Below are 22,606 nucleotides of genomic sequence, written 5' to 3'. Positions count from 1 at the left end.
CGCGAGCAGCCGGCCCGGCCGTGGGGTGCGCGTGGCGGCGCCTCCCCACTCCTCAAAAGTTGCGGTAGTGGCGCGCGACTACCGCAACTTCTGGAGGATGACCGAGTCAGGAGCGGCGACCGGCCGAACCGGTGCGGGGCGTGCGGGGCGTGGGGGCGGCGGCGCGGAGGGCTGAGGCCTCCCCGACTCCTCAGAAGTTGCGGTAGCGGCGCGCGACTACCGCAACTTTTGGAGAGTGACCGAGTCGGGAGCGGCGATCAGCCGACGCCACTCCTCAGTAGTTGCGGTAGTGGCGCGCGACTACCGCAACTTCTGGAGAGTCGATGCGCGTCAGCCGACCCAGCCGTGGGCGCGGAGGGCGGCGCGGATCTCGGCGATCGTGCGCGCGCGTCCGCGGGCCAGGCCCTCGGCGCGGACGGGCACGGTGATCCAGCCCGCGAGCTGGAGGTCGAGCAGGCGCTGCCGGTCGCGGGCGAACTGGGCGTCTCCGGTGCGGTGATGAGCTCCGTCGTACTCGGCCAGCACCTTCCACTCCTCGAAGACGAGGTCGCCGATCGCGATGAGGCGACCGCCCGCCCTGATCGGGGCGTTCGCCCGCGGCGTGGGGAGGCCTGCTTCGACGACGGCGAGACGCAGGTCGGTCTCGGGTCGCGAGGCGGCGGCGTCCGACGCGACGGCCAGCGCCGCTCGAAGTGCCCGTGACCCTCGCCCGTGGTAGGCGTCGAGCACGAGCGCGAGCTGCTCCTTCGTCGCGAAGGGACGATCGATCGAGGCTGTCCGCGGGACGAACAGGAGGTTGTCGGTCGCCGTGACCAGCTCCTTGTGCGGCAGCTCCGCTCCGAGGAGCAGCCAGGTCGAGACGGCATCGGTGACGGGGAGCCCGAGTCGCTCGACCACGCTCACCCTGGTCGCCGAGATCACGTGCCCGATCACCCCGCGGCACCGGGGCGGACGAGCCGGATCGAAGACAGACACGTGGACGGGATCGTCCTCGGCGGCGCGCATCGGCACGGGGATCCCGAAGACGACCGCCGCAGTCAGGTGCGAGTAGAAGTGCCCGGCTCGCAGCCTCGGCACGTAGGCCTGCGCTCGCTGCAGGTGGGTCCTCGGCTCGACGAGCGTCCGCACCCCGTGGAACGGGCGGGCGAGAGCGCGAGTACGGACCCGGTCCTCCGACCAGCCGGCCTTGATCGCGGCACCACGCGTGAAGGCTCCGAGGGGACCGGCTGCTTCGCTCATCCCCCGATGGTGGCCCGCTCCTCGAGCCCGATCCCGTTCTCCACAGCTCCCGCCCCTCGCGACCCCCCTGTGGAGGAGCCCCGCCCCTCGAACGCGCCACCCACTCTCCAAAAGTTGCGGTAGTGGCGCGCGACTACCGCAACTTTTGAGGAATGGGACGGGGAGACCGCGGGGCCGGGCCACGAGGGGGCGGCGGGGCGTCAGAGGTACAGCGGCTCCGGGTCGTGGGCGGCGAAGCGGCGGCGCATCACGGCGATGGCGTCGGCGTGCTCGTCGACGAGGACGAAGCGGCGGCCCAGGGCGTGGGCGACGGCGCCGGTGGTGCCGGAGCCGGCGAAGAAGTCGAGGACGGCGTCGCCCTCGCGGCTGGAGGCCTGGACGATGCGACGGAGCACGCCCTCGGGCTTCTGGGTGGGGTAGCCGGTCTTCTCGCGGCCGGTGGGCGAGACGATGGTGTGCCACCAGACGTCGGTGGGGCGCTTGCCGCGCTCGGCCTTCTCGGGGGTGACGAGGCCGGGCGCCATGTACGGCTCGCGGTCGACGGCGGCGGAGTCGAAGTGGTAGCCGCGCGGGTCCTTGACGTAGACGAGGATCGTGTCGTGCTTGGTCGGCCAGCGCTTGGTGGCCTTGGCGCCGTAGTCGTAGGCCCAGATGATCTCGTTGAGGAAGCACTCGCGGCCGAACAGAGCGTCCAGCAGCACCTTGGCGTAGTGCGCCTCTCGGTAGTCGAGGTGCAGGTAGAGGGTCCCGTCGTCGGCGAGCAGGCGCCAGGCCTCGGCGAGGCGCGGCTCGAGGAAGGACCAGTAGTCGTCGAAGCGGTCGTCGTAGCGGAGGAGGTCGCCGCGGATCCGCTCGTAGCTGCGGCCCTTGAAGCCGGAGATGGTCCCGGTCGCCGAGCGGACGGAGGTGGTCGACGTCCGCACCTGCGCGCGCCCGGTGTTGAACGGCGGATCGAGGTACACCACGGTGAAGGACCCGTCCGCGAGCAGCGGCAGGACCTCGAGGTTCTCGGCGTGGATCACCGCGCTCCGGGTCTCCGGGACGCCGTCCGCGATCTGGATCGTCCTGGGCACTCCGCAATGGTGTCACGGGGGCGCGGGCCCCTCCGACACGGCGCGGGCCCCGCCGACACGCCTCGGCGGGCGGGTGCCCGGGCCGCCGTGGGCCCCGGCGTAGAGTGACGCGATGATCTCCGAGGTGCGCCACGACGAGGACCGGTCCCAGTACACGCTGTGGGTCGACGGCGAGAACGTCGGCCTCGCCGACTACGCGGTCCGCGGCGCGGACGTGGTCTTCCTGCACACCGAGATCGCGCCCGAGCACCGGCACGAGGGCCTCGGCGACCGCCTGGTCGGGGCGGCCCTGGACGACGCGCACGAGCGGGGAGCGCACGTCGTCCCGCTCTGCCCCTTCGTCGCCGACTTCATCGCCGAGCACCCGGACTACCAGGAGCTCCTCGCGAGCTGAGCGGAGCGGAGCCGGCGCCCCCGAGGGCGCCCCGCCTCACGGCACCCGGCGCAGCCATTCCGGCGTCGAGTACTTCGACGCCACGAGCTCCTCGGCCTCCGCGTACTCCTCGGCCGTCAGGTCGCCCGCGGTCCCGCCGTGCAGCTGGACGAACGTCGCCTTCATCCGCTCGATGATCTCGGCGCGGCTGAGCCCGGTCTGGCTGCGCAGCGGGTCGACGCGCTTCACGGCGGAGGCGATGCCCTTGTCGGAGAGCTTCTCGCGCCCGATCCGCAGCACCTGCACCATCTTCTCGGCGTCGATGTCGTAGCTCATGGTGACGTGGTGCAGGACGGCGCCGGAGCCGAGCCGCTTCTGCGCCGCTCCGCCGATCTTGCCGGAGGGCGAGGTGATGTCGTTGAGCGGCTGGTAGACCGCGTCGATGCCGAGCGACTGCAGGGCGCTGACGGCCCACTCGTCGAGGAAGGCGTAGGAGTCGGCGAAGGTGAGGCCCTGCACCAGGTCGCCGGGCACGTAGAGCGAGTAGGTGACGACGCTGCCGGCCTCCATGAACATCGCGCCGCCGCCGGAGATCCGGCGGACGACCTCGACGCCGTACTTCTCCGCGTTCTCGAGGTCGACCTCGTTGCGCAGCGACTGGAAGCTGCCGATCACCACGGCGGGCTGGTCCCACTCCCAGATCCGCAGCGTCGGCTCGCGGCGCCCCTCGCCCACGGCGGCGGTGAGCACCTCGTCGAGCGCGAGGTGCATCGACGGCGAGACCGCCTTCGCGTGCACGATCCGCCAGTCGTAGTCGCGCCAGCTGGTCGCCTGCTGCAGCGAGCGCCGGATCGCCACCGCGACGGCCTCGGGCGTGAAGCCGAGCAGCACGGCGTCGGCGGGGAGCGCCTGCCGGATGGCCGCGGCGATCGTCTTCGCGTCGCTCTCGGCCGGCAGCCCCACGACCGCGCGGTCGATGTCGTCGAGCGCCGTGTCGGGCTCGAGGAAGAAGTCGCCCGCGAGCCGGAAGCCGGCGAACCTCCCGTCGACCACGTCGAGGTCGACGACCACGAGCTTTCCACCGGGGACCTTGTACTCGCCATGCATGACGTCAGCCTAGGCCGGAGGAGCGACGTCCTCCCCTGCCGCCGGGAACCGGTCGTCGAGCCAGCCGACCAGGTCGGCCGTGACCTCGACGCGGTTGAGCTCCTGGAACAGCTCGTGCCGCGCTTCCGGGTACACCCGCACGCTGACGTCCGTGTAGCCGGCGCGGCGGCGGTACGCCTGCGCCAGCGCCCGTACCGAGCGCTCGCCGCCGAGGGTGTCGTCGGCGCCGACCACCAGCAGCAGCGGCAGCGGGTGCTCGGGCCGCCGGGCGGGCCGGCCGATCAGGCGGAGCGTCTCGCGCAGCCCGATCCGCTTCGCGAGCGGAGTGGTGAAAGTCAGCGGGTCGTCGTGGAAGAGCTGCCAGACCGCCGGGTCGCGCGAGAGCCACTCGAGCCCGAGCCCGCCGGGCACCCGGTGCCGGCGCGCCAGATCGCCCGCGTTCATGTAGCCGGGCAGCCGGTAGGCCGTGCCGCTGAGGATCAGGGCCGCGTAGTCGGCGGAGCGGTGGTCGACGATCCGCTGCGCCATCAGCGAGCCCCAGGAGTGGCCGAGCAGGACGATCGGGACGCCGCAGTTCTCCCCGGCGAGCTCGCGGGTGAGCCGGTTGATCGCCTCCTCCGCCGCGCGCAGACCGCCCGGCCCGAGCCGGCCGAGCTCGGCGACGTCGCCGCCGTGCTGCTCGAGGCCGGTGCGCCCGTGCCCGCGGTGGTCGTCGGCGGCGACGGCGTAGCCCGCGGCGACGAGCGCCTCGGCGAGCTCGACGTAGCGGCCGGAGTGCTCGCCGACGCCGTGCGCGATCTGCACGATCGCCCTCGGACGCGGGTGCGACCACCAGCGCCAGTGGATCGTCACGCCGTAGGCGTCCTGGAAGGTCCTGTCGACCGCGGTGCCGGGCATGGGACCAGTGTGGCCCTCCGGCCGCTGAGCGCGAAGACGAGCGGAAGAACTGAGAAGATACTCACGATCCGTCGGACAACGGTCCCACCCGCCCGCCTGATCGCTAGCGTTCTACCGCCGTGCGGAGCCCCCACGACCGTCCCCATCCCCCTTCTCGAGCGAGGCCAGCCCCCACATGACCGTGTCGCCCCTGATCTGGACCCTGACGATCGTCTTCATCGTCCTGCTCCTGCTCTTCGACTTCTTCTTCCACGTGCGCAAGGCGCACGAGCCGACCCTCAAGGAGTCCGCGCTCTGGTCGGCCCTCTACGTCGGCATCGCCGTGCTCTTCGGCGTCGGCGTCCTGGTCTTCGGCGGACCGACCCCCGGCTCCGAGTACTTCGCCGGCTACATCACGGAGAAGGCGCTGTCGGTCGACAACCTCTTCGTCTTCCTCATCATCATGGCGAGCTTCAAGGTGCCGCGCGCCGACCAGCAGAAGGTGCTGCTCTTCGGCATCGTCTTCGCGCTGATCGCCCGCACCGGCTTCATCTTCCTCGGCGCCGCGCTGATCAACTCCTTCGCCTGGATCTTCTACCTCTTCGGCCTGATCCTGCTGCTGACCGCGTTCAACCTGGTCAAGCCCGGCGACGAGCACGCCGGCGACAACGTGATGGTCCGCCTCGCCAAGCGCATCTTCAAGACGAGCGACCAGTACGACGGGGACAAGTTCTACACCCACATCGACGGCAAGAAGGTCCTCACGCCGATGATCCTGGTGATGGCGGCGATCGGCGGCACGGACATCCTGTTCGCCCTCGACAGCGTCCCCGCGATCTTCGGCCTCACCAGCGACGTCTTCCTGGTCTTCACCGCCACCGCGTTCTCACTGCTGGGCCTGCGCCAGCTCTACTTCCTGATCGACGGCCTGCTCGACCGCCTCGTCTACCTCAGCTACGGCCTCGCCGCGATCCTCGCCTTCATCGGCGTGAAGCTGATCCTGCACGCGCTGCACGAGAACAACCTGCCGTTCATCAACGGCGGCGAGCACGTCGAGGTCTTCGAGATCGGCACCGGCCTCTCGCTCACCGTGATCATCGGAGTGCTGGCCGTCACGGTCATCGCCTCGCTGGTCAGCCCGAAGGGCCGCCGCATGGCCGCCGAGGCCGCGGAGCGCAAGCGCGTGGCCGAAGCAGCGGGCGCGGACGTCGACGCGACTCACTGACCTGCAGAAGTAAGGCTGGGACGCCGGTCCGGGGAGGAATGCCCCGGATCGTGCGTCCCAGCCTTCGTCGTGCGGCTACTTCGCTCGGTACCGGTGCTCCGGGCGGCCGGTGGTCCCGTAGCTGAGGGTCATCTCGACCAGGCCGCGGCCCGCGAGGCCCGAGAGGTAGCGCTGCGCCGTCGCGCGGGAGATGCCGGCGCGCTCCGCGACCTCCAGGGCCGAGAGCTCGGCGCCGGACTCGGACAGCCGCGCCAGCACCAGCTGCTCCGTCGCGGAGCGGGACGGCTGGGTCGCCGCCGCATCGCCCGAGTGCAGGATGCGCAGCGCCCGCTCCACCGCCTCCTGGTCGGCGACCCGGTCCTCGCGCAGCACGTTGCGGAAGCGCACGTAGGCGTCGAGGCGCTCGCCGAGCAGCCGCGCGTCGAACGGCTTGATCAGGTAGCCGAGGGCCCCCGCATGCAGGGCCTTCCGCACCGTCGCCCCGTCGGAGGCGGCGCTCACGACGAACGCGTCCGTCTCCAGCTCGCGCAGCAGCGCGATCCCGCTCTGGTCCGGCAGGTGCACGTCGAGCAGCAGCAGGTCCGGCGCGTGCTCGAGCACCGCCGCGCGCGCCGCCCGCGCGGTGTGCACCGGCGGCAGCGCCCGCAGGCCCTGCCGAGTGTCGACCAGGTCGGCGTGCAGCTGCGCCACCCGGAAGTCGTCGTCGACGACGAGCACGGTGCGCTCCTGCTGATCCGGGGTCATCGGTCCTCCTCCTCGAGCGGCGACTCGTCGGGCAGCTCCTCCGGCGGCAGGACCGCGCCCGGCAGCCGCGCGCAGAGCACCGCCCCGGAGGACTCGCCACCGGCGTCCGCCAGCCAGACCTCGCCGCCGCGCCGCGCCGCGACCTCGCGGCAGAGCGGCAGCCCGAAGCCGCGGCCGTGCACGCGGTCGTCGTCCTCCTCCACCGCGCCCGGCCCGCGCGCGAAGAGCGACTCCGGATCGGCGACGCCGTCTCCCGAGTCCGCGACCGTCACGAAGAGCGCGTCCCCGTCGTCGAGCAGCTCGACCTCGACGAACCGGACGTCCCGGCTCCCCTCGACCGCCGCGCGCACCGCGTTGTCGACGAGGTTGCCGACCACCGTCGCGACGTCCTCCGGCTCGATCACCGTCCCGCGCACCAGCGTCTCCTCCCCCAGCGTCAGCAGCACGCCGCGCTCGGCCGCCTCGATCCCCTTCGCCCCGACCAGCGCCTGGAGGTAGGGCTCCTGCAGCCGGTCGGCGTGCTGCACCGGGTACTTCAGCGGTCCGCGGGTCAGCACCTCGTCGAGGTACTCGCGCGCCGAGCCGGTCCGGCCGGCGTCGAGCAGCCCGGCGACCACGTGAAGCCGGTTGGCGAACTCGTGCCGCTGCACCCGCAGGGCGTTGGTCATCGCGCCGACGGCGTCGAGCCGCCGGCTGAGGGCGGCGAGCGCCGTCCGGTCGCGCAGGACCACGACGACGCCGAGGTCGCGGTCGCCGCGGGTGACCCGCCGGATGTCGACGTAGACGATGCGGGAGCGCACGACGAAGCCCTCCTCGCCGGTCCCGCGGGAGGGCTCCGTCGAGGCGAGGGCCGCGGCGATCGCGTCGGCCAGCGGCTGCGGCAGCCCGAGGTCGCCCAGCGCGCGGCCGTGCAGCGCCCGCCCGCTCGGGTCCTCCGAGCCGAGGATCGCCGCGGCGCGCGCGTTGCAGACGCCGACCCGTCCGTCGCGGTCGAGGGCGAGCACCCCCTCGTCGACCCCGTCGAGCACCGCGGCCTGGTCCTGCACCAGAGCGGTGAGCTCCTCCGGAGCGAGCCCGAGGGTGAGCCGCAGCAGCCGGCGCCGGATGAAGACGGAGGCGACGGCCGCGAGCACGAGCCCGGCGAGCGCCGCCGCCAGCACGCCCAGCAGCGCGGTCGGCAGGTCGTCGAAGACGCTGGAGCGGGCGAAGCCGATGCTCACCTCGCCGACCACGCGCGCGCCGTCCGGCCCGTAGACCGGCACCTTCGCCCGCGCGGACTCCCCAAGCGTGCCGGTGCCCCAGGACACCGACTCCCGGCCGGCGAGCGCCTCCTCCGCACTCGTCGAGACCACCTCGCCGAGCCGCTCGGGGTCGGGGTGGGCCAGCCGGATGCCGCGGTCGTCGGTGATCACCACGAAGAGGGCGCCCGTGCGCTCCTCGATCGCCTCGGCGGCGGTCTCGAGCGTCCCGCCCTCCAGCTCGGCCCGGGAGGGCACGGCCGGGTCGGCGGAGGACGCGGCGACGGCGTCGCGCACGTCGGCGTCCTCGGCGACGGTGCGGGCGATGGCGAGCGCCGTCTCCTCCGCCTCGCCCTGCAGCTGCTGCACGCTCAGCGCGGTGACGAGGCCCGCGCAGACCAGGACGGCCGCCGTGACCGTCGCGAGCTGCAGCACGAGCACGTGGGTCGCGAAGCGCATCGAACTCCTCGTCGTCGAGACGGTCGGGCCGGTCGGGATGCGCAGAATGCGCAGAACCCACACTATGCGCAGATCCCGCGCTTATGAGCGATACCCGGGCCGGGCGCCGGTGGCTGCCTAGTGTGTCCACGACCTGGAGAGCCCGCCGCGGGATCCCGGACGCACGACGACGAAGGAGTCAGCAGTGTTGGTAGTACTCGGATTCACGATGATCCTGGCCTTCATGGCCCTGATCATGACCAAGCGGCTCACGCCCATGGTCGCCCTGATCGTCGTCCCGACGATCTTCGGGCTCTTCGCCGGCGCCGGTCTCGGCATCGGCGACATGGTCCTCGAGGCGATCGGCAGCCTCGCCCCCACGGCCGCCCTGCTGATGTTCGCGATCATGTACTTCGGCATCATGATCGACGTCGGCCTGTTCGACCCGCTGATCCGCTTCATCGTCCGCGCGCTCGGCGACGACCCGGCCAAGGTCGTCCTCGGCACCGCGCTGCTCGCCGGCGCGGTCTCGCTCGACGGTGACGGCTCGACCACCTTCATCGTGACCACCGCCGCGATGCTGCCGATCTACCTCCGCCTCGGGATGAACCCCGTCGTCCTCACCTGCGTCGCCGGCCTCGCCAACGGCACGCTCAACATCGTCCCCTGGGGCGGCCCCACGGTGCGCGCCGCCGCGGCGCTGCAGGTCTCGCCGAGCGAGATCTTCGTGCCGATGCTGCCCTCGCTCGCCGTCGGCCTCGCCGTCACCCTCGTCTTCGCCTGGTTCCTCGGACTCGGCGAGCGCCGCCGCCTCGGCTCGCTCGCCCTCGCCGAGCCGATGCTCGAGCAGGAGCTCGTCGGCGCCGGCTCGTCCCGCGGCGGCGCGGCCCGCTCCGGCTCCTCGCGCACCGGCGGCCTCGCCGCCCTCACCGGCGGCATCCGCACCGTCGCCCGCGAGCGCTTCTCCTTCCTCCGCGGTCCGGAGTCGCTGCGCGGCGCCCAGGTCGCCGTCGCGGCCCGTGTCCAGGCCGACGACGCAGACACCGCGATGGCCGACACCATGCTCGACCCCGAGCGCGAGACCCTCCGCCCGAAGCTGATCTGGGTCAACCTCGTGCTGACCCTCGCCGTGATGACCCTCCTCGTCGCCGACGTCCTCCCGCTCCCCTACGTCTTCATGGTCGGCTCCGCGGTCGCGCTGCTGATCAACTTCCCGAAGATGAAGGACCAGGCGTCCGAGATCGTCAAGCACGCGCCGAGCATCGTCGGCGTCGTCTCGATGGTCCTCGCGGCCGGCGTCCTGATCGGCGTCCTCAACGGCACCGGCATGGTCGACGCGATGGCCGAGTGGGTCGTCGACGTCATCCCGCCCGCGCTCGGCCCGTTCCTCGCCGTGATCACCGGCGTGCTGAGCATCCCGATGACCTTCTTCATGTCGAACGACGCCTTCTACTACGGCATCCTCCCGGTGCTCTCCGAGAGCGCCGCGCAGTACGGCATCGACCCGGTCGAGATGGCCCGCGCCTCGATCACCGGCCAGCCCGTCCACCTGCAGAGCCCGCTCGTGCCGGCGATCCTGCTGCTGGTCTCGCTCGCCGCGGTCAACCTGGGCGACCACCACCGCAAGGTGCTCTGGCGCGCGGTGATCGTCTCGCTGGTGATGCTGGCGGTCGGCGTCCTGGTCGGAGCGATCCCGTTCGGCTGATCCGCCGCCTTCTGAATGCAGAACATCAGCCAGGAAGGGCCGTCCTCCGCGATCAGCGATGACACCCCTTCCTGGCTGATGTTCTGTCGCCACCGCCCGCCGTCAGCCGAGCAGCGGCGCCAGGTTCTCCGTCCAGACGTCGAAGCCGAGCTTCACGATCAGCGCCCCGACGACCACGAGGAACGCGATCCGGATGAACCGGCTGCCCTTCGCCACCGCCATCCGCGAGCCGAGGTAGGCGCCCGCCACGTTCGCGAGCCCCATGAACAGCCCGAGCACCCAGATCACGTGGCCGCCCGGCACGAAGTACAGCAGCGCACCGAGGTTCGTCGCGACGTTGACGATCTTCGCCTTCGCACTCGCGAGCAGGAAGTCGTAGCCCAGCGCCGTGATCAGCGCGATGATCAGGAACGTCCCGGTCCCCGGCCCGATCAGCCCGTCGTAGAAGCCGATGACGAGCCCGAGCACCCCTGCCGTCACCAGGTGCCGCCGCCCCGCGTGCTTGAGCGCGGTGACAGCGCCCATCGCGGGCCGCGTGATCGTCACCACGGCCACGACGATCAGCGCGACGACGATGATCGGCTTGAACACCGAGGCGGGCAGCAGCCCCGCGAGGTTCGCTCCCCCGTAGCTGCCGGCCAGCGCCACCGCCGCCATCGGCAGCGCCGTCCGCAGGTCCGGCCTCGCCCGCCGGTAGAAGGTGATCGCGCTCGTCGTGGTCCCGAAGATCGAGGCGAGCTTGTTGGTCGCGAGCGCCTGCACGGGCGAGATGCCCGGCACGAGCAGCAGGGCGGGGAGTTGGAGCAGGCCGCCGCCGCCCACCACCGCGTCGATCCAGCCCGCGGCGAACGCGGCCAGGATCATCAGCAGGATGACCGGGAGGGCGAGGTCCTCGGTGAACGTCAGCATCGGTCGGAAGCGTATCCGGCCGCCGCCACCCCCTCGACCCGGGCGTCGCGCCACCCTAGGGTCGGCGGCATGCGATTCGGACTCTTCATCCCCCAGGGCTGGCGCCACGACCTCGTCGGCATCGATCCCGCCGACCAGTGGCGCACCATGCGCGACCTCGCCCAGCACGCCGACGCCGGCCCGTGGGAGTCGGTGTGGGTCTACGACCACTTCCACACCGTCCCGGTGGTGACGGAGGAGGCGACACACGAGGCGTGGACGCTGATGGCCGCGTTCGCCGCCGCCACCTCGCGGGTGCGGCTCGGCCAGATGTGCACCTGCATGAGCTACCGCAACCCCGCGCACCTCGCCAAGATCGCCACCACCGTCGACATCGTCTCCGGCGGCCGGGTCGAGATGGGCATCGGCGGCGGCTGGTACGAGCACGAGTGGCGCGCCTACGGCTACGGCTTCCCGCCGATCGCCGAGCGCCTCGGCCGCCTCGACGAGGGCGTCCAGATCATGCGCCAGGCCTGGACCGAGGGCGTCTCCACGCTCGACGGCCGCTACTACCAGGTGGACGGCGCGGTGAACCGCCCGCTCCCCTTACAGGACGGCGGGATCCCGCTCTGGGTGGCCGGCGGCGGCGAGAAGGTGACGCTGCGCATCGCGGCTCAGTACGCGCAGTACACCAACTTCGCGGGCGCTCCGGAGGCGTTCGAGTACAAGAGCGCCGTCCTCCGCGGCCACTGCGAGCGACTCGGCACCGACTACGCCGCGATCACCCGCAGCTCCAACTACAACGTGATGATCGCCGAGACGGAGGCGGAGGTCGAGAAGGGCCTGCAGCGCCTGGAGGAGCGCGTCACCCCCGCCCTCGGCGCCGAGGCGGCCGCGGCGTTCGTCGCCGAGTACCGCAGCCCCGACGCCCTCGCGGTCGGCACCCCCGCGCAGATCGTCGACCGCCTCGGCGACATGCGCGAGCGCGGCATGGACTACGCGATCACGTACTTCCCCGACGCCGCCTACGACCGCTCCGGCCTCGAGCTCTTCGAGCGCGACGTCGTCCCGCACCTGTCCTGACCCGCGCCGTCGATCCGTCGCGAACGGCTCTCGCCACACGGGCGGGACGACCGTTCCCGACGGATCGGCAGCGTGCCTACGCCTCGCTCGCGCGGTCCGCAAGTCCCTGCGTCGGGGCGGGCCTCCCACCTACGGTCGAGGCATGGACGCACAGGACATCCGCTGGAACGACGAAGCCCGCGACAAGATCCTCGAGGACTCGGACAGGGTCCTCCGCGAGGCGGTGCTCGACCTCGCGAAGACCAAGAAGGGCGAGCCCTGGGAGGACGTCTTCGCCGAGCTGAACGCACGCCTCAAGGACCGCTTCATCGACTTCGAGCCCGGACCGGACCTCCGCAAGTACGCCGAGGCGGTCTCCGCGGGCGAGATCGACTCGTGAGCGCCGACGACGGCGACACCGGCCGCGCCGTGGACCCGGCGCTCGCCGACGAGCTCGCCTCGATCCGCGCCGTCGGCGAGGGCCGCCGCGGCGACGCCGCCGACGAGTCGGACGTCGAGCACGGCGACCCCCAGACCGTCGAGCAGGTCGAGCAGGAGCTCAAGGGCGGCCTCGACCTCGACTGATCGGTCGCAGAACGCAGAAGGCCCGCTCCCCCGATGAGGGAGCGGGCCTTCTTGCGTTTGCGGGCGACTACGCCGAGAGGCGCTCGTAGTCGGTGTAGCCCTCGGCGCCGCCGCCGTAGACGGTCTCCTGGACGAGCTCGTTCTCGGGGTGGCCGCCCTGCCAGCGCTCGACGAGGTCGGGGTTGGCCATGACCGGACGGCCCACCGCGACGGCGTCGGCGTGGCCGTCGCTGATCAGCGCGGTCGCCTCCTCGCGGGAGGTCGGGCTGCCGAAGCCGCTGTTCGCGACGAAGACGCCGCCGAAGCGGGTGCGCAGGTCCTGGACCAGCTCGCCGGCGGGCTCGGCGTGCAGGACGCTGAGGTAGGCGAGGCCCAGCGGCGCGAGGCCGTCGACGACCGCCTCGTAGGTCGCGCGCACGTCGGCCTCGTCGGTCTCGACGACGTCCTGGATGTTGTGCGCGGGCGAGAGGCGGATGCCGACCCGGCCGGCGCCGATCTCCTCGGCGACCGCGCGGGTGACCTCGATCACGAAAGCGGCGCGGGCGGCGGGGGTTCCGCCGTAGGCGTCGGTGCGGACGTTGGACACCGGCGAGAGGAACTCGTGCAGCAGGTAGCCGTTGGCTCCGTGCACCTCGACGCCGTCGAAGCCGGCGTCGACGGCGCGGCGGGCACCGGCGACGAACTCGTCGCGGACGGTGGCGAGCTCCTCGGTGGTCAGCGCGTGCGGGACCGGGAACGGCTTCTTCTCGCCGCTCGGGACGCGGACCTCGCCGTCGATCGCGACGGCGCTCGGCGCGACGATGCGGTCGGTGCCGGTGACGTCGGTGTGCGTGACGCGCCCGCCGTTCATGACCTGCATGACGATGCGGCCGCCGGCGGCGTGCACGGCGTCGGCGACGCCCTTCCAGCCCTCGGCCTGCTCGGCGGTGACGATGCCGGGCTGGCCCGGGTACGCCTTCGACTCGGCGCTCGGGAAGACGCCCTCGCTGATGATCAGGCCGAGGGAGGCGCGCTGGGCGTAGTGCTCGGCGATGAGGGCGCCGGGGACGCCCTGCTCGTCGGCGCGCAGGCGCGTCATCGGCGCCATCACGAGGCGGTTCGGCAGCTCGAGGTCGCCGGCGGTGAGGGGGGAGAAGGGATCCATGGATCGCCTTTCGATCGGAGAGCGGGGGGAGGACACGTCACCGTTCCCGGGACGCACCCCGGAGGCAACGGCGCCCGCCCCGCGCGCATTCCGCTTCCCGGCGTTCTCCCACTCACGGTGCGCCGGGACGGGCGCGAACATGCTGGTCGAGTAGCCGCGGAGCGGCGTATCGAGACCTGCCGACGCCGACAGGGCGGTCTGCAGACTCGCCCTGTGACGCTGGTGGATCTCGATACGCCCGCTGCGCGGGCTACTCGATCAGCATGGCCAGGAGCACGACGCGACAGCACGTCGCGCCTTCCGGGACGGCCGCTCGTCGCCCGGCCTACAGTCCTGCTGTTCCCTGCGCCGGATGAAGGAGACGAGCAGATGTCCGCAGAGCTCACCGAGTTCACGATCGGCATCCTGGCCGATGACGAGACCGTCGAGAGGATGCGTCTCGCTCTGCTCGCGGTACTCGAGAACGGCGAGTTCCGCGACCTGCCCTGGACGTTCTCCGTCTCGCCCGACCCGGACCGGCGCGGCCGGTAGGGTCACCTGCTCGTCGAGGCGGCGGTCAGATCCGCCGACACGAACGGCCCCCGCTCGAATCGAGTGATCGCGCGATTCATGCCGGTCGAGTAGCCGCGGAGCGGCGTATCGAGACCCGCCGTCCTCAGCAGGGTGGCCTGCAGACCCGCCTGCTGGCGCCGGTGGATCTCGATGCGCCCGCTGCGCGGGCTACTCGATCAGCACGGGCCCTCCGTCACGCACTCCCTCTCCTCCCCCTCACGGACAGCCCTCGCTCGGGTGACACCCGGGCTGTCTACACTCGGGAGGCGAACGACGAGGGAGTGCGCGATGCCGAACGATTCATCCCCGACGAGGGCCGCGGGCCGCCGGGGCGCCCGCCGATCGCCGATCGCAGCGCTCCTCGCCCTGCTCGCCGCCGCCGCACTCGCGCTCGTCCCTGCCGCCGGCGCCGCGGCCGAGCCGCCTGCGACGCTCGGCTCCTCCGTCGTCCTCGACTCGGCCGGAGTCCTCAGCTCAGCGGAGATCGGCGACATCGAGGCCGCCTCCGCCCAGCTCTACCAGGAGCACAGCGTCCAGCTCTTCGTCGCCTACGTCGACACCTTCACCGGCACCACCGGCGACGAGCGCTGGTCGGACGCGACCGCCGAGCTCAACGGACTCGGCACGAACGACGTCCTCCTCGCCGTCGCGGTCGAGTCCCGGCAGTACCAGGTGTCCGTCGACAACGGCTTCGCCCTCGACGCCGGCCAGGTGTCCGCACTGGAGACCGACGACATCGAGCCCCAGCTCGTCGACGGCGACTGGGCGGGCGCCGCGGTCGCCGCCGCTCAGGGCATCGGCACCCGCCTCGACGCCCCGAGCGCGGGCGAGTCGCTCGGCTCCGGCCTCCTGGTCGTCCTCGCCGTGCTCGCCGGACTGGTCGTCGTCGGCGTGATCGTGTGGCTCCTCGTCCGCCGCGCGCGCCGCCGGAAGGCCGCCGAGGCCGTGGAGGCGTCGATCGACGAGCTCGCCACCCGCGCCGGCTCCGCCCTCGTGCAGGCGGACGACGCCGTCCGCACCAGCGAGCAGGAGGTCGGCTTCGCGGAGGCGCAGTTCGGCTCGGACGCGACCGGCCCCTTCCGCGAGGCGCTCACGACCGCGAAGCGGCTTCTCGGCGAGGCCTTCGCCCTCCAGCAGCGGCTCGACGACGCGGAGCCGGAGACCGACCAGGAGCGCCGCGACGGCTACGGCCGGATCCTGCAGCTCTGCGCCGACGCCGAGCAGGTTCTCGATGAGAAGGCCGAGGCCTTCGAGGAGCTCCGCGCCCTCGAGAAGAACGCCCCGGAGGTGGCCGCCCGCCTGACCGCGCGCGCAGCGGAGGTCCGGACCCGCCTCTCCCCGACCCGCGCACTGCTGACCGACCTCTCCACCCGCTACGCCCCGACGGCGATCGACGACGTGGAGGACGACGCCGACCAGGCCGAGGACCGCCTCCGCTTCGCCGACGACCAGGTGACCGAGGCGCGGACGGCGCTCACCGCCGGCGACTCGGGCCGCGCGGCCGTGCTCCTGCGCGCCGGCCAGCAGGCGGCCGAGCAGGCCTCGGGCCTCCTCGACGCCGTCGCCACCCGCTCCACCGATCTGCAGGACGCCGAGCGCACCCTCGCGGGGCGGGTGGCCGAGATCCGCGCCGACGTCGCCCAGGGCCGCACGATCGTGGCGGCGGGCGACTCCGCCGACGCCGCGAGCGCACCCCTCGTCGCGAACGTGCAGTCCGCGGTCGCCACGACGGAGGCCGCCCTCGACTCCGTGGAGCGCGACGCCGCCGCGAGCCCGCGCGACCCGCTCGCGCTCCTGGAGCGCCTCACCGCGGCCGACGCCACCATCGACGCCGCGGTCGGCGGCTACCGCGACGCCCAGGCGCAGCGCGAGCGCCAGCGGGCCGCCCTCGCCGCCGAGATCGGCGCCGCCCGCAGCCGTGTGTCCGCCGCGGAGGACTTCATCGCCGCCCGGCGCGGAGCGGTCGGCTCGCAGGCGCGCACCCGCGTCGCCGAGGCCGCGCGCTCGGCGGAGTACGCCGCGCAGATCGCGGCCACCGACCCGGCCGAGGCGCTCGCCTCCGCCCAGCGCGCCTCCGCCCTCGCGCAGCAGGCGCTCCAGGCCGCCCGCTCCGACGCGAGCGCCTACTCCGCCCCCGGCCTCGGCGGCGGCTACGGCGGCAACACCACCGGCGCCTTCCTCGGCGGCATCCTCGTCGAGTCGCTCCTCGGCGGCGGCGGCGGCCGGCGCTCCGGCTACCGCTCCGGCGGCTTCGGCGGCGGTGGCTTCGGGGGCGGTGGCGGCTTCGGCGGCGGCGGCTCCCGTCGCTCCTCCGGAGGCGGCTTCGGCGGCGGCGGCGGTGGAGGCCGTCGCGGCGGCGGCGGACGCTTCTGACCCGCTCCGGACCACCCGCTCGATCCGACGACCCCCGCTCACAGACCCCGGGCCCGCATCCGCTCGGCCCCCGCCCGCAAGCACCTCACCCAAGGAGAGACAGCATGGCCCAGAAACAGTCGATCTTCGGCCGCATCGCGCAGCTCGCGAAGGCCAACATCAACGCGCTCCTCGATCAGGCCGAGGACCCGCAGAAGATGCTCGACCAGATGGTGCGCGACTACACCGACAGCATCCGCGACGCCGAGGCCGCCATCGCGCAGACCATCGGCAACCTGCGCCTGCTCGAGGACGACTACCGCGAGGACGTCCAGAACGCCGACGAGTGGGGCGGCAAGGCGCTCGCCGCGAGCCGCAAGGCCGACGAGCTGCGCAGCTCCGGCAACGCCGGCGACGCCGACAAGTTCGACGCGCTCGCCAAGGTCGCCCTGACCCGCCAGATCCAGTCGGAGAAGGAGGCGAAGGACGCCGAGCCGACCATCGCCTCGCAGACCGAGGTCGTCGACAAGCTCAAGTCGGGCCTCAACCAGATGCGCGAGAAGCTCAACCAGCTCTCGTCCAAGCGCGACGAGCTGATCGCGCGCTCGAAGACCGTCGAGGCCCAGTCGCAGGTCCAGGACGCGATCAAGAGCATCGACATCATGGACCCGACCAGCGAGGTCAGCCGGTTCGAGCAGAAGATCCGCCGTGAGGAGGCCCGCGTCCGCGGCGCCGAGGAGCTCGCCTCCTCGAGCCTGGACGCGCAGTTCGAATCGCTCGAGGACCTCGGCGAGATGACCGAGGTCGAGGCGCGCCTCGCCGCCCTCAAGTCGGGCCGTCCGCAGGACTCGATCGGCTCCTGACCGGGCGGAGAGCTCCGGGCCGACGATCGCCTGGTCGGCCCGGAGTTCTCCTCATCGCATACCCCCTCCGGCATGCCTCTCGAAGACTGGCAATCGCCCTGATGCGGGGCCGCGCGGCACCCCATAGTGTTGACCTCGGTCGCCCCGGAACCCGGTTGGCCGCAGCCTCGTCCGGCCCCTACCGACGCGGTGAACACCATGAGCGGACCCGGACCTCCCGGGGATCGCTCACCGAGCGGCCGTCGACGAGGACGGCCACCCCGAACGAGCGAGGCGCCGATGAGCACCCCCACCGCACTGACCGACGGAAACGTCCCCACCGCCCCCCGGGTCGAGACCTCCCCCCGGGTCCAGGCCTCCCCCCGCGTGATCCGCACCCGCCCCCGCGGCGAGGGCAACACGAACCCGACGACCGAGTACTCCGGTCTGCTGAGCACCGTGCGCGACGCCGGGCTCCTCCGCCGCCGCCGCGGCTTCTACTACATCCTCTTCTCCGTGCTGACGCTCGCCCTCGGCGGCATCGTCACCGGCTTCGTCCTGCTGGGCGACTCCTGGTTCCAGCTGCTGCTCGCCGCCGCGCTGGGCATCGTCCTCACCCAGTTCGCCTTCCTCGCGCACGAGGCCTCGCACCGCCAGGTGTTCGAGTCCGGCAAGGCCAACGACGTCGCCGGCCGCACGCTCGCGAATCTCGTCGTCGGCATCAGCTACTCCTGGTGGATGAACAAGCACAGCCGCCACCACGCCAACCCGAACGTGCTCGGCAAGGACCCGGACATCGTCCGCGACGTCGTGTCGTTCACCCCGGAGGACGCGGCCCGCTCGCGCGGCGCCTACGCCTGGCTCACCCGCCGTCAGGGCTACGCCTTCTTCCCGCTGCTGCTGCTCGAGGGCATCAACCTGCACCTGCACGGCTTCCGCACCGTGTTCGGCAAGGGCAAGGTCGACAAGCGCTGGGTCGAGATCTCGATGCTCGTCGCCCGCGTCGGCCTGTACCTCGCCGTCGTCTTCTGGGCGCTGCCGCTCGGGATGGCCTTCGCCTTCGTCGGCGTGCAGATGGCCGTCTTCGGCCTCTACATGGGCGCCTCGTTCGCCCCGAACCACAAGGGCATGCCGATCCTGCCCAAGGAGGCGCGCGTCGACTTCCTGCGCCGCCAGGTCCTCACCTCGCGCAGCATCCGCGGCAACTGGTTCAACGACTACTTCATGGGCGGCCTGAACTACCAGGTCGAGCACCACCTCTTCCCGAACATGCCCCGCCCCGCCCTGCGCGAGGCCCAGGTCATCGCCAAGGAGTACTGCGCGACGCACCAGATCCCCTACACCGAGACCTCGCTGCTCGAGTCGTACGGCATCGTCGTCCGCTACCTCAACCGCGTGGGCCTCTCGGCCGGCGGCGACCCGTTCGACTGCCCCGCCGCGGGCGCCTACGGGCGCTGAGCCGCCGCTCCGCACCGCACGAACGACGAAGGCCCTCCCCTCCGAGAAGGAGGAGGAGGGCCTTCGCCGTTCCGCGCGTCAGTTCGCGGAGCAGAGGATGAGCGTGCTCGACACGTTCGCCGCCGTCTTCGAGCCGGTCCCGCTGTAGCCGGAGGGCAGCGTCGAGACGGCGTTCAGCTGGAAGGCGACGCTGATCGAGAGCGTCGTGCGGACGGCGATGGTCGCTCCTGCTGCCAGCGGGGCGGTCAGGGTGATCTGACGGGACGTGTTGCTCAGCACGGCCACGGAGGCCGTGCCTCCCGAGACCGAGAAGACGCCGATGTTGGCGACCCCGGAGCCGGTGATGATGATGGTCGTGCCGGTCGGCAGCGGCTCCGTGGGGCCCGCCTGCAGCAGGAAGCCGGGGCCGAGCAGACCGAGGGTGCCGCAGGTGCCGCGGAGCGCGTACGCGCCGAGATCGACGATCGACGCCGCAGCGGACGGGGTGGCGACGGCGACGGCGACGACCGGCACGGTCCACGCGGCGGCGGCGGTGACGGAGCGGCGGGTGACCAGGCGGTCGGAATCGGAGCGGGGCGAGGAGTCGTGGGTCACGGTGTGGCCTTCCGGTCGAGGTGCGCGGGCTTCGGCGCCACACCGGCGACGGTGACGGGTGGTCCGGCTCGATGCTCGCGAGAGGCGCAGGACCGCGCCAGCGCCCGGAGCCTGTCCCCCGTCAGTGGGACGGCGTCCGGTCGGCAGCCGCTTCCGGGCGAGACGCAAGGGGCTTCCGGGCGCGGAGGAGGCGTCCTAGCGTTGACCCATGAGCAGCTCCGAGAACGACATCGAGACCACCCCCGTCGACCCCGAGGAGACCACCGGCACGGCCGGCACCGGGAACCCCGCCGGACTCGACGAGGTCGGCAGCCCGTCCCCCGATGGACCCGACGGCGTCGACGCCGCGGGCGAGGAGCAGAACCCGCCCCTGCCCGACTGGGGACCCACCGACGGCGTCCACGGCACCGACGCGGAGACCGCCGACGGCACCGACGCGTCGGGCACCGCCGGTCACTGACCGCCCCTCCGCAGGGCCCTCGCACCTCCCCTCCGGCACCGCGCCGGCCGGGAAGCGCGGGGGCCCTGCGCCGTCCCTCCGTGTTCGCCGGAACGTCGCCGGAGGCCCCCGCCGGCGGCCCTACACTGGCGCAATGCAGCCGAACGAACGCGCTCTCCGCGTGATCTCCTACAACCTCCGGGAGCACCGGGCGCACGGCGAGATCGCCCCTCTCGCCGCCCGGCACGACGTCGACGTCCTCTGCCTCCAGGAGTGCGACACCACGAAGCTCCCCCAGGAGCTCGGCGATCTGCGGCTCGCCTCGGTGACCGCGCGCAACCGCCTCGGGCTCGCCGTCTACTACTCGCACGCCCGCTTCGAGCTCCTCGGCAGCGCCGCGTTCGAGCTCAGCAAGTCGATGCACGACCGGGTGATGTCCCCCGCTCACGAGCGTCTGCTCGCCGTCCGGCTCGAGGACCGCGAGGGCGGATCGATCGCCGTCTCGTCCTTCCACGCGGCCCCGCTCTCGGCCGGCAACGCGCTGCGCCGGAAGCAGATCGGCGAGGCGCTCGACCGCCTCCGCGACTACGCCCCGGACACCCCGTCGCTGATGGTCGGCGACTACAACTACCCTTGGTTCTTCCGCGGACTCGACCGCAAGATGACGCGGAACGGCTACCTCGTGTCGCGCAGTGATTCCCCGACCTACGCGCGCTACCGCTACTTCAGCGGGCACTTCGACTTCGCGATCAGCGACTCGGTGCGGATCGAGCGGGTCTCGACCCTGCCGCAGGGCGTCTCCGACCACCTCCCGGTGCTGGTCGACGCGCACTACGACGTGCGCGCCGCATGACCGGTCGGGCTCCCAGGGGCCGCCTCGGTAGGCTCGTCGAGTGACGACCCTGATCCTCGCCCGGCACGGAGAGACCGTCTGGCACGCCGAGAACCGCTACGCGGGCTCCTCCGACATCGCGCTGACCCCGCTCGGCCAGGACCAGGCGGCGACGCTCGCCTCCTGGGCCGTCGACGCCGAGCTCGACGCGGTGTACTCCTCCACCCTCGTCCGCGCCGTGCGCACCGCCGTGCCCGCCGCCCGGGCCGCCCACCTCGAGGTCCAGCTCGACCCGGCCCTCGTCGAGGTCGACTTCGGCCAGGGCGAGGGGCTGACGAACGCCGAGATGGAGAAGCGCTTCCCCGACGAGTACCGCGCCTGGGTCGCCGCGCCCGCGATCCAGCCGATGCCCGGCGGCGAGTCCGGCCTCGACGCCGTCGCCCGCGCCAACACGGCGCTCGCCCGCATCCACCGCGACCACCCGGACGGCCGCGTGCTCGTCGTCGCGCACGGCACCCTCATCCGGCTGCTGCTCTGCGCCTACCTCGGCATCAATCCCGAGACCTACCGGCACACCTTCCCCTCGGTCGACAACGTCTCGCTGACGACCCTGCTCTGGGACGAGACCGGCGTCGGCCTGCTCGGCTACAACGTCCCTCCCGTGCAGAAGCAGCGGCGCTCGAGCTGAACGCCGTCCCGCCCGCCCGGGCGAGCGCGGGATCGATCGGACTCGTGCTCGGCTCGATCGCGAGCGTGCAGCTCGGCGCGTCCTTCGCCGTCCTGCTCTTCCCCACCGCCGGGCCGATCGGCACGGTGACCCTGCGCCTGGTCTTCTCCGCGCTGGTGCTGCTCGTCGTCTGCCGGCCGCGGATCCGCGGCTACTCGCGCTCGGACTGGGCCACCGTCGGCGCCTACGGCCTCGCGCTCGGCGGGATGAACGCCTGCTACTACGAGGCGATCGCCCGGATCCCGCAGGGCGCGGCGGTGACGCTCGAGGTGCTCGGTCCGCTGGTGCTGTCGGTGATCGCCGGGCGGAGCCTCGTCAGCCTGCTCTGGGCGGCCCTCGCCCTCGGCGGCGTGGTCGTGCTCTCGCAGGGCGGCTTCTCCTCGCTCGATCCCGTCGGCGTCGCCTTCGCGCTCGGCGCGGCGGCGCTCTGGGCCACCTACATCGTCTTCGCCGGGCGCACCGGCGGGCGCTTCCCGCGGCTCGACGGCCTCGCGCTCGCGCTGACCGCCGGCGCGATCGTGTCGCTGCCGTTCGGCATCGCCACCGCCGGGCCCGCGCTCGTGCTGCCGCCGGTGCTGCTGCTCGGACTCGCGGTCGCCGTGCTGTCGTCCGCACTGCCCTACGCACTGGAGCTTCTCGCGCTGCGGCGCCTGCGCTCGTCGACCTTCTCGATCCTGATGGCGCTGGCGCCCGGCGCCGCCGCGCTCTCGGGGTTCCTGGTGCTGGGCCAGCGGCTGACCGCGATCGAGGCGGTCGGCATCGCCCTCGTCGTCGCGGCGAGCGTCGGCGCGGTGCGCACCGCCCGTCGGACCTGACCCGCCCGTCCCGCTGCCGTCGCGGAACGACGGGAGGCGGAGGCCAGGCCGGGGCGCGGGAGCCGCCCTTTCGGGTCGGGCGGCCGATCGGACCAGGTCACCGTACGCGTCGTGTCCCCGGCCTGGTCTGCCTCCGACGGTACTGAGCGCCGCCCGTCCCGCCAAGCTGTCGCGATCGGTGTGGCCACAACGGGGGGGATCGGCGGACCCGGGGTCTCGATACGCCGCTGCGCGGCTACTCGACCAGCAGGCTCCTCATCGGCTGCCCGCACTCATGCCCGTCGATCCCGGATGCACG

At 72.6% G+C, this 22,606-nt stretch carries 23 protein-coding genes; 14 read left to right on the top strand and 9 right to left on the bottom strand.

Annotation, left to right across the window (positions count from 1 at the left end):
* Nucleotides 1-330: 330 nt before the first annotated feature.
* Both C1I64_RS00385 and C1I64_RS00380 read right to left on the bottom strand, forming a co-directional pair.
* Complete coding sequence (locus C1I64_RS00385; RefSeq protein WP_127885868.1) at nt 331-1,239, bottom strand: hypothetical protein; 909 nt, start codon at nt 1,237-1,239, stop codon at nt 331-333.
* A 200-nt stretch (nt 1,240-1,439) separates the two neighbouring features.
* Nucleotides 1,440-2,312 carry a DNA-methyltransferase gene (locus tag C1I64_RS00380; RefSeq protein ID WP_123444978.1) on the bottom strand — a complete coding sequence of 291 codons (873 nt, stop codon included), beginning with the start codon at nt 2,310-2,312 and terminating at the stop codon, nt 1,440-1,442.
* Between the two features lie 112 nt (nt 2,313-2,424).
* On the opposite strand from C1I64_RS00380, the gene C1I64_RS00375 reads away from it, so the two are divergent.
* Nucleotides 2,425-2,706: a GNAT family N-acetyltransferase gene (locus C1I64_RS00375; RefSeq protein WP_127885867.1), complete on the top strand. Its 282-nt coding sequence runs from the start codon at nt 2,425-2,427 to the stop codon at nt 2,704-2,706.
* 36 nt (nt 2,707-2,742) lie between these two features.
* Here C1I64_RS00375 and lplAB read toward each other — a convergent pair whose 3' ends face one another.
* A complete protein-coding gene (gene lplAB, locus C1I64_RS00370) occupies nt 2,743-3,792 on the bottom strand; it encodes a lipoate-protein ligase LplAB (RefSeq protein WP_127885866.1) in 1,050 nt (349 codons plus the stop codon).
* A gap of 9 nt (nt 3,793-3,801) precedes the next feature.
* Nucleotides 3,802-4,689, bottom strand: coding sequence for an alpha/beta fold hydrolase (locus C1I64_RS00365; RefSeq protein ID WP_127885865.1), 888 nt, complete (start codon nt 4,687-4,689; stop codon nt 3,802-3,804).
* 175 nt (nt 4,690-4,864) lie between these two features.
* Here C1I64_RS00365 and C1I64_RS00360 point away from each other — a divergent pair, with 175 nt between their 5' ends.
* Complete coding sequence (locus C1I64_RS00360) at nt 4,865-5,893, top strand: TerC family protein (protein WP_127885864.1); 1,029 nt, start codon at nt 4,865-4,867, stop codon at nt 5,891-5,893.
* 75 nt (nt 5,894-5,968) lie between these two features.
* Here the strand turns inward: C1I64_RS00360 and C1I64_RS00355 are convergent, their stop codons facing one another.
* On the bottom strand, nt 5,969-6,637 hold the full coding sequence (locus C1I64_RS00355) for a response regulator (RefSeq protein WP_123444973.1): 669 nt from the start codon (nt 6,635-6,637) through the stop codon (nt 5,969-5,971).
* Nucleotides 6,634-8,334: a sensor histidine kinase gene (locus C1I64_RS00350; RefSeq protein ID WP_127885863.1), complete on the bottom strand. Its 1,701-nt coding sequence runs from the start codon at nt 8,332-8,334 to the stop codon at nt 6,634-6,636. Before C1I64_RS00350 ends, C1I64_RS00355 begins: the two co-directional genes overlap by 4 nt.
* Nucleotides 8,335-8,542: 208 nt before the next feature.
* On the opposite strand from C1I64_RS00350, the gene C1I64_RS00345 reads away from it, so the two are divergent.
* Complete coding sequence (locus C1I64_RS00345; protein WP_123444971.1) at nt 8,543-10,018, top strand: CitMHS family transporter; 1,476 nt, start codon at nt 8,543-8,545, stop codon at nt 10,016-10,018.
* A 102-nt stretch (nt 10,019-10,120) separates the two neighbouring features.
* Here C1I64_RS00345 and C1I64_RS00340 read toward each other — a convergent pair whose 3' ends face one another.
* Nucleotides 10,121-10,927 carry a sulfite exporter TauE/SafE family protein gene (locus tag C1I64_RS00340; protein WP_127885862.1) on the bottom strand — a complete coding sequence of 269 codons (807 nt, stop codon included), beginning with the start codon at nt 10,925-10,927 and terminating at the stop codon, nt 10,121-10,123.
* A 69-nt stretch (nt 10,928-10,996) separates the two neighbouring features.
* Here C1I64_RS00340 and C1I64_RS00335 point away from each other — a divergent pair, with 69 nt between their 5' ends.
* From C1I64_RS00335 to C1I64_RS00325, 3 genes are all read left to right on the top strand, one after another.
* Nucleotides 10,997-11,989 carry an LLM class F420-dependent oxidoreductase gene (locus tag C1I64_RS00335; RefSeq protein ID WP_127885861.1) on the top strand — a complete coding sequence of 331 codons (993 nt, stop codon included), beginning with the start codon at nt 10,997-10,999 and terminating at the stop codon, nt 11,987-11,989.
* A 142-nt stretch (nt 11,990-12,131) separates the two neighbouring features.
* Complete coding sequence (locus tag C1I64_RS00330; protein ID WP_127885860.1) at nt 12,132-12,368, top strand: hypothetical protein; 237 nt, start codon at nt 12,132-12,134, stop codon at nt 12,366-12,368.
* A complete protein-coding gene (locus tag C1I64_RS00325; protein ID WP_123444966.1) occupies nt 12,365-12,553 on the top strand; it encodes a hypothetical protein in 189 nt (62 codons plus the stop codon). Before C1I64_RS00330 ends, C1I64_RS00325 begins: the two co-directional genes overlap by 4 nt.
* A 67-nt stretch (nt 12,554-12,620) precedes the next feature.
* Here C1I64_RS00325 and C1I64_RS00320 read toward each other — a convergent pair whose 3' ends face one another.
* Nucleotides 12,621-13,697, bottom strand: coding sequence for an alkene reductase (locus tag C1I64_RS00320; protein ID WP_127885859.1), 1,077 nt, complete (start codon nt 13,695-13,697; stop codon nt 12,621-12,623).
* A 369-nt stretch (nt 13,698-14,066) separates the two neighbouring features.
* Between C1I64_RS00320 and C1I64_RS19910 the strand changes: the two genes are divergently transcribed.
* From C1I64_RS19910 to C1I64_RS00305, 4 genes are all read left to right on the top strand, one after another.
* Complete coding sequence (locus tag C1I64_RS19910) at nt 14,067-14,228, top strand: hypothetical protein (protein WP_164874406.1); 162 nt, start codon at nt 14,067-14,069, stop codon at nt 14,226-14,228.
* A gap of 309 nt (nt 14,229-14,537) precedes the next feature.
* Complete coding sequence (locus tag C1I64_RS00315) at nt 14,538-16,622, top strand: TPM domain-containing protein (RefSeq protein WP_127885858.1); 2,085 nt, start codon at nt 14,538-14,540, stop codon at nt 16,620-16,622.
* Between the two features lie 104 nt (nt 16,623-16,726).
* Nucleotides 16,727-17,464, top strand: coding sequence for a PspA/IM30 family protein (locus C1I64_RS00310; protein ID WP_127885857.1), 738 nt, complete (start codon nt 16,727-16,729; stop codon nt 17,462-17,464).
* A 279-nt stretch (nt 17,465-17,743) separates the two neighbouring features.
* Nucleotides 17,744-18,901 (top strand): fatty acid desaturase family protein, encoded by a 1,158-nt coding sequence (locus tag C1I64_RS00305; RefSeq protein WP_123444960.1) that lies wholly within the window; start codon nt 17,744-17,746, stop codon nt 18,899-18,901.
* A 78-nt stretch (nt 18,902-18,979) separates the two neighbouring features.
* On the opposite strand, the gene C1I64_RS00300 is transcribed toward C1I64_RS00305, so the two are convergent.
* Nucleotides 18,980-19,495 (bottom strand): hypothetical protein, encoded by a 516-nt coding sequence (locus C1I64_RS00300; protein WP_148076880.1) that lies wholly within the window; start codon nt 19,493-19,495, stop codon nt 18,980-18,982.
* Nucleotides 19,496-19,703: 208 nt separating this feature from the next.
* On the opposite strand from C1I64_RS00300, the gene C1I64_RS00295 reads away from it, so the two are divergent.
* The 4 genes from C1I64_RS00295 (at nt 19,704) to C1I64_RS00280 (ending at nt 22,308) form a co-directional block, all read left to right on the top strand.
* Entirely contained in the window at nt 19,704-19,955 is a 252-nt protein-coding gene (locus tag C1I64_RS00295; RefSeq protein ID WP_123444959.1) for a hypothetical protein, read from the top strand.
* 133 nt (nt 19,956-20,088) lie between these two features.
* Entirely contained in the window at nt 20,089-20,787 is a 699-nt protein-coding gene (locus C1I64_RS00290) for an endonuclease/exonuclease/phosphatase family protein (protein WP_123444958.1), read from the top strand.
* Between the two features lie 40 nt (nt 20,788-20,827).
* Complete coding sequence (locus C1I64_RS00285; protein WP_123444957.1) at nt 20,828-21,454, top strand: histidine phosphatase family protein; 627 nt, start codon at nt 20,828-20,830, stop codon at nt 21,452-21,454.
* A 44-nt stretch (nt 21,455-21,498) separates the two neighbouring features.
* Complete coding sequence (locus C1I64_RS00280; RefSeq protein WP_244209373.1) at nt 21,499-22,308, top strand: EamA family transporter; 810 nt, start codon at nt 21,499-21,501, stop codon at nt 22,306-22,308.
* Nucleotides 22,309-22,606: the final 298 nt, after the last annotated feature.

Origin of the sequence: Rathayibacter festucae DSM 15932, assembly GCF_004011135.1 — a bacterium.
GTDB classification, from domain to species: domain Bacteria; phylum Actinomycetota; class Actinomycetes; order Actinomycetales; family Microbacteriaceae; genus Rathayibacter; species Rathayibacter festucae.
The sequence above is the reverse complement of the archived record's forward strand: the minus strand, read 5'-3'. Positions and strand labels throughout refer to the sequence as shown.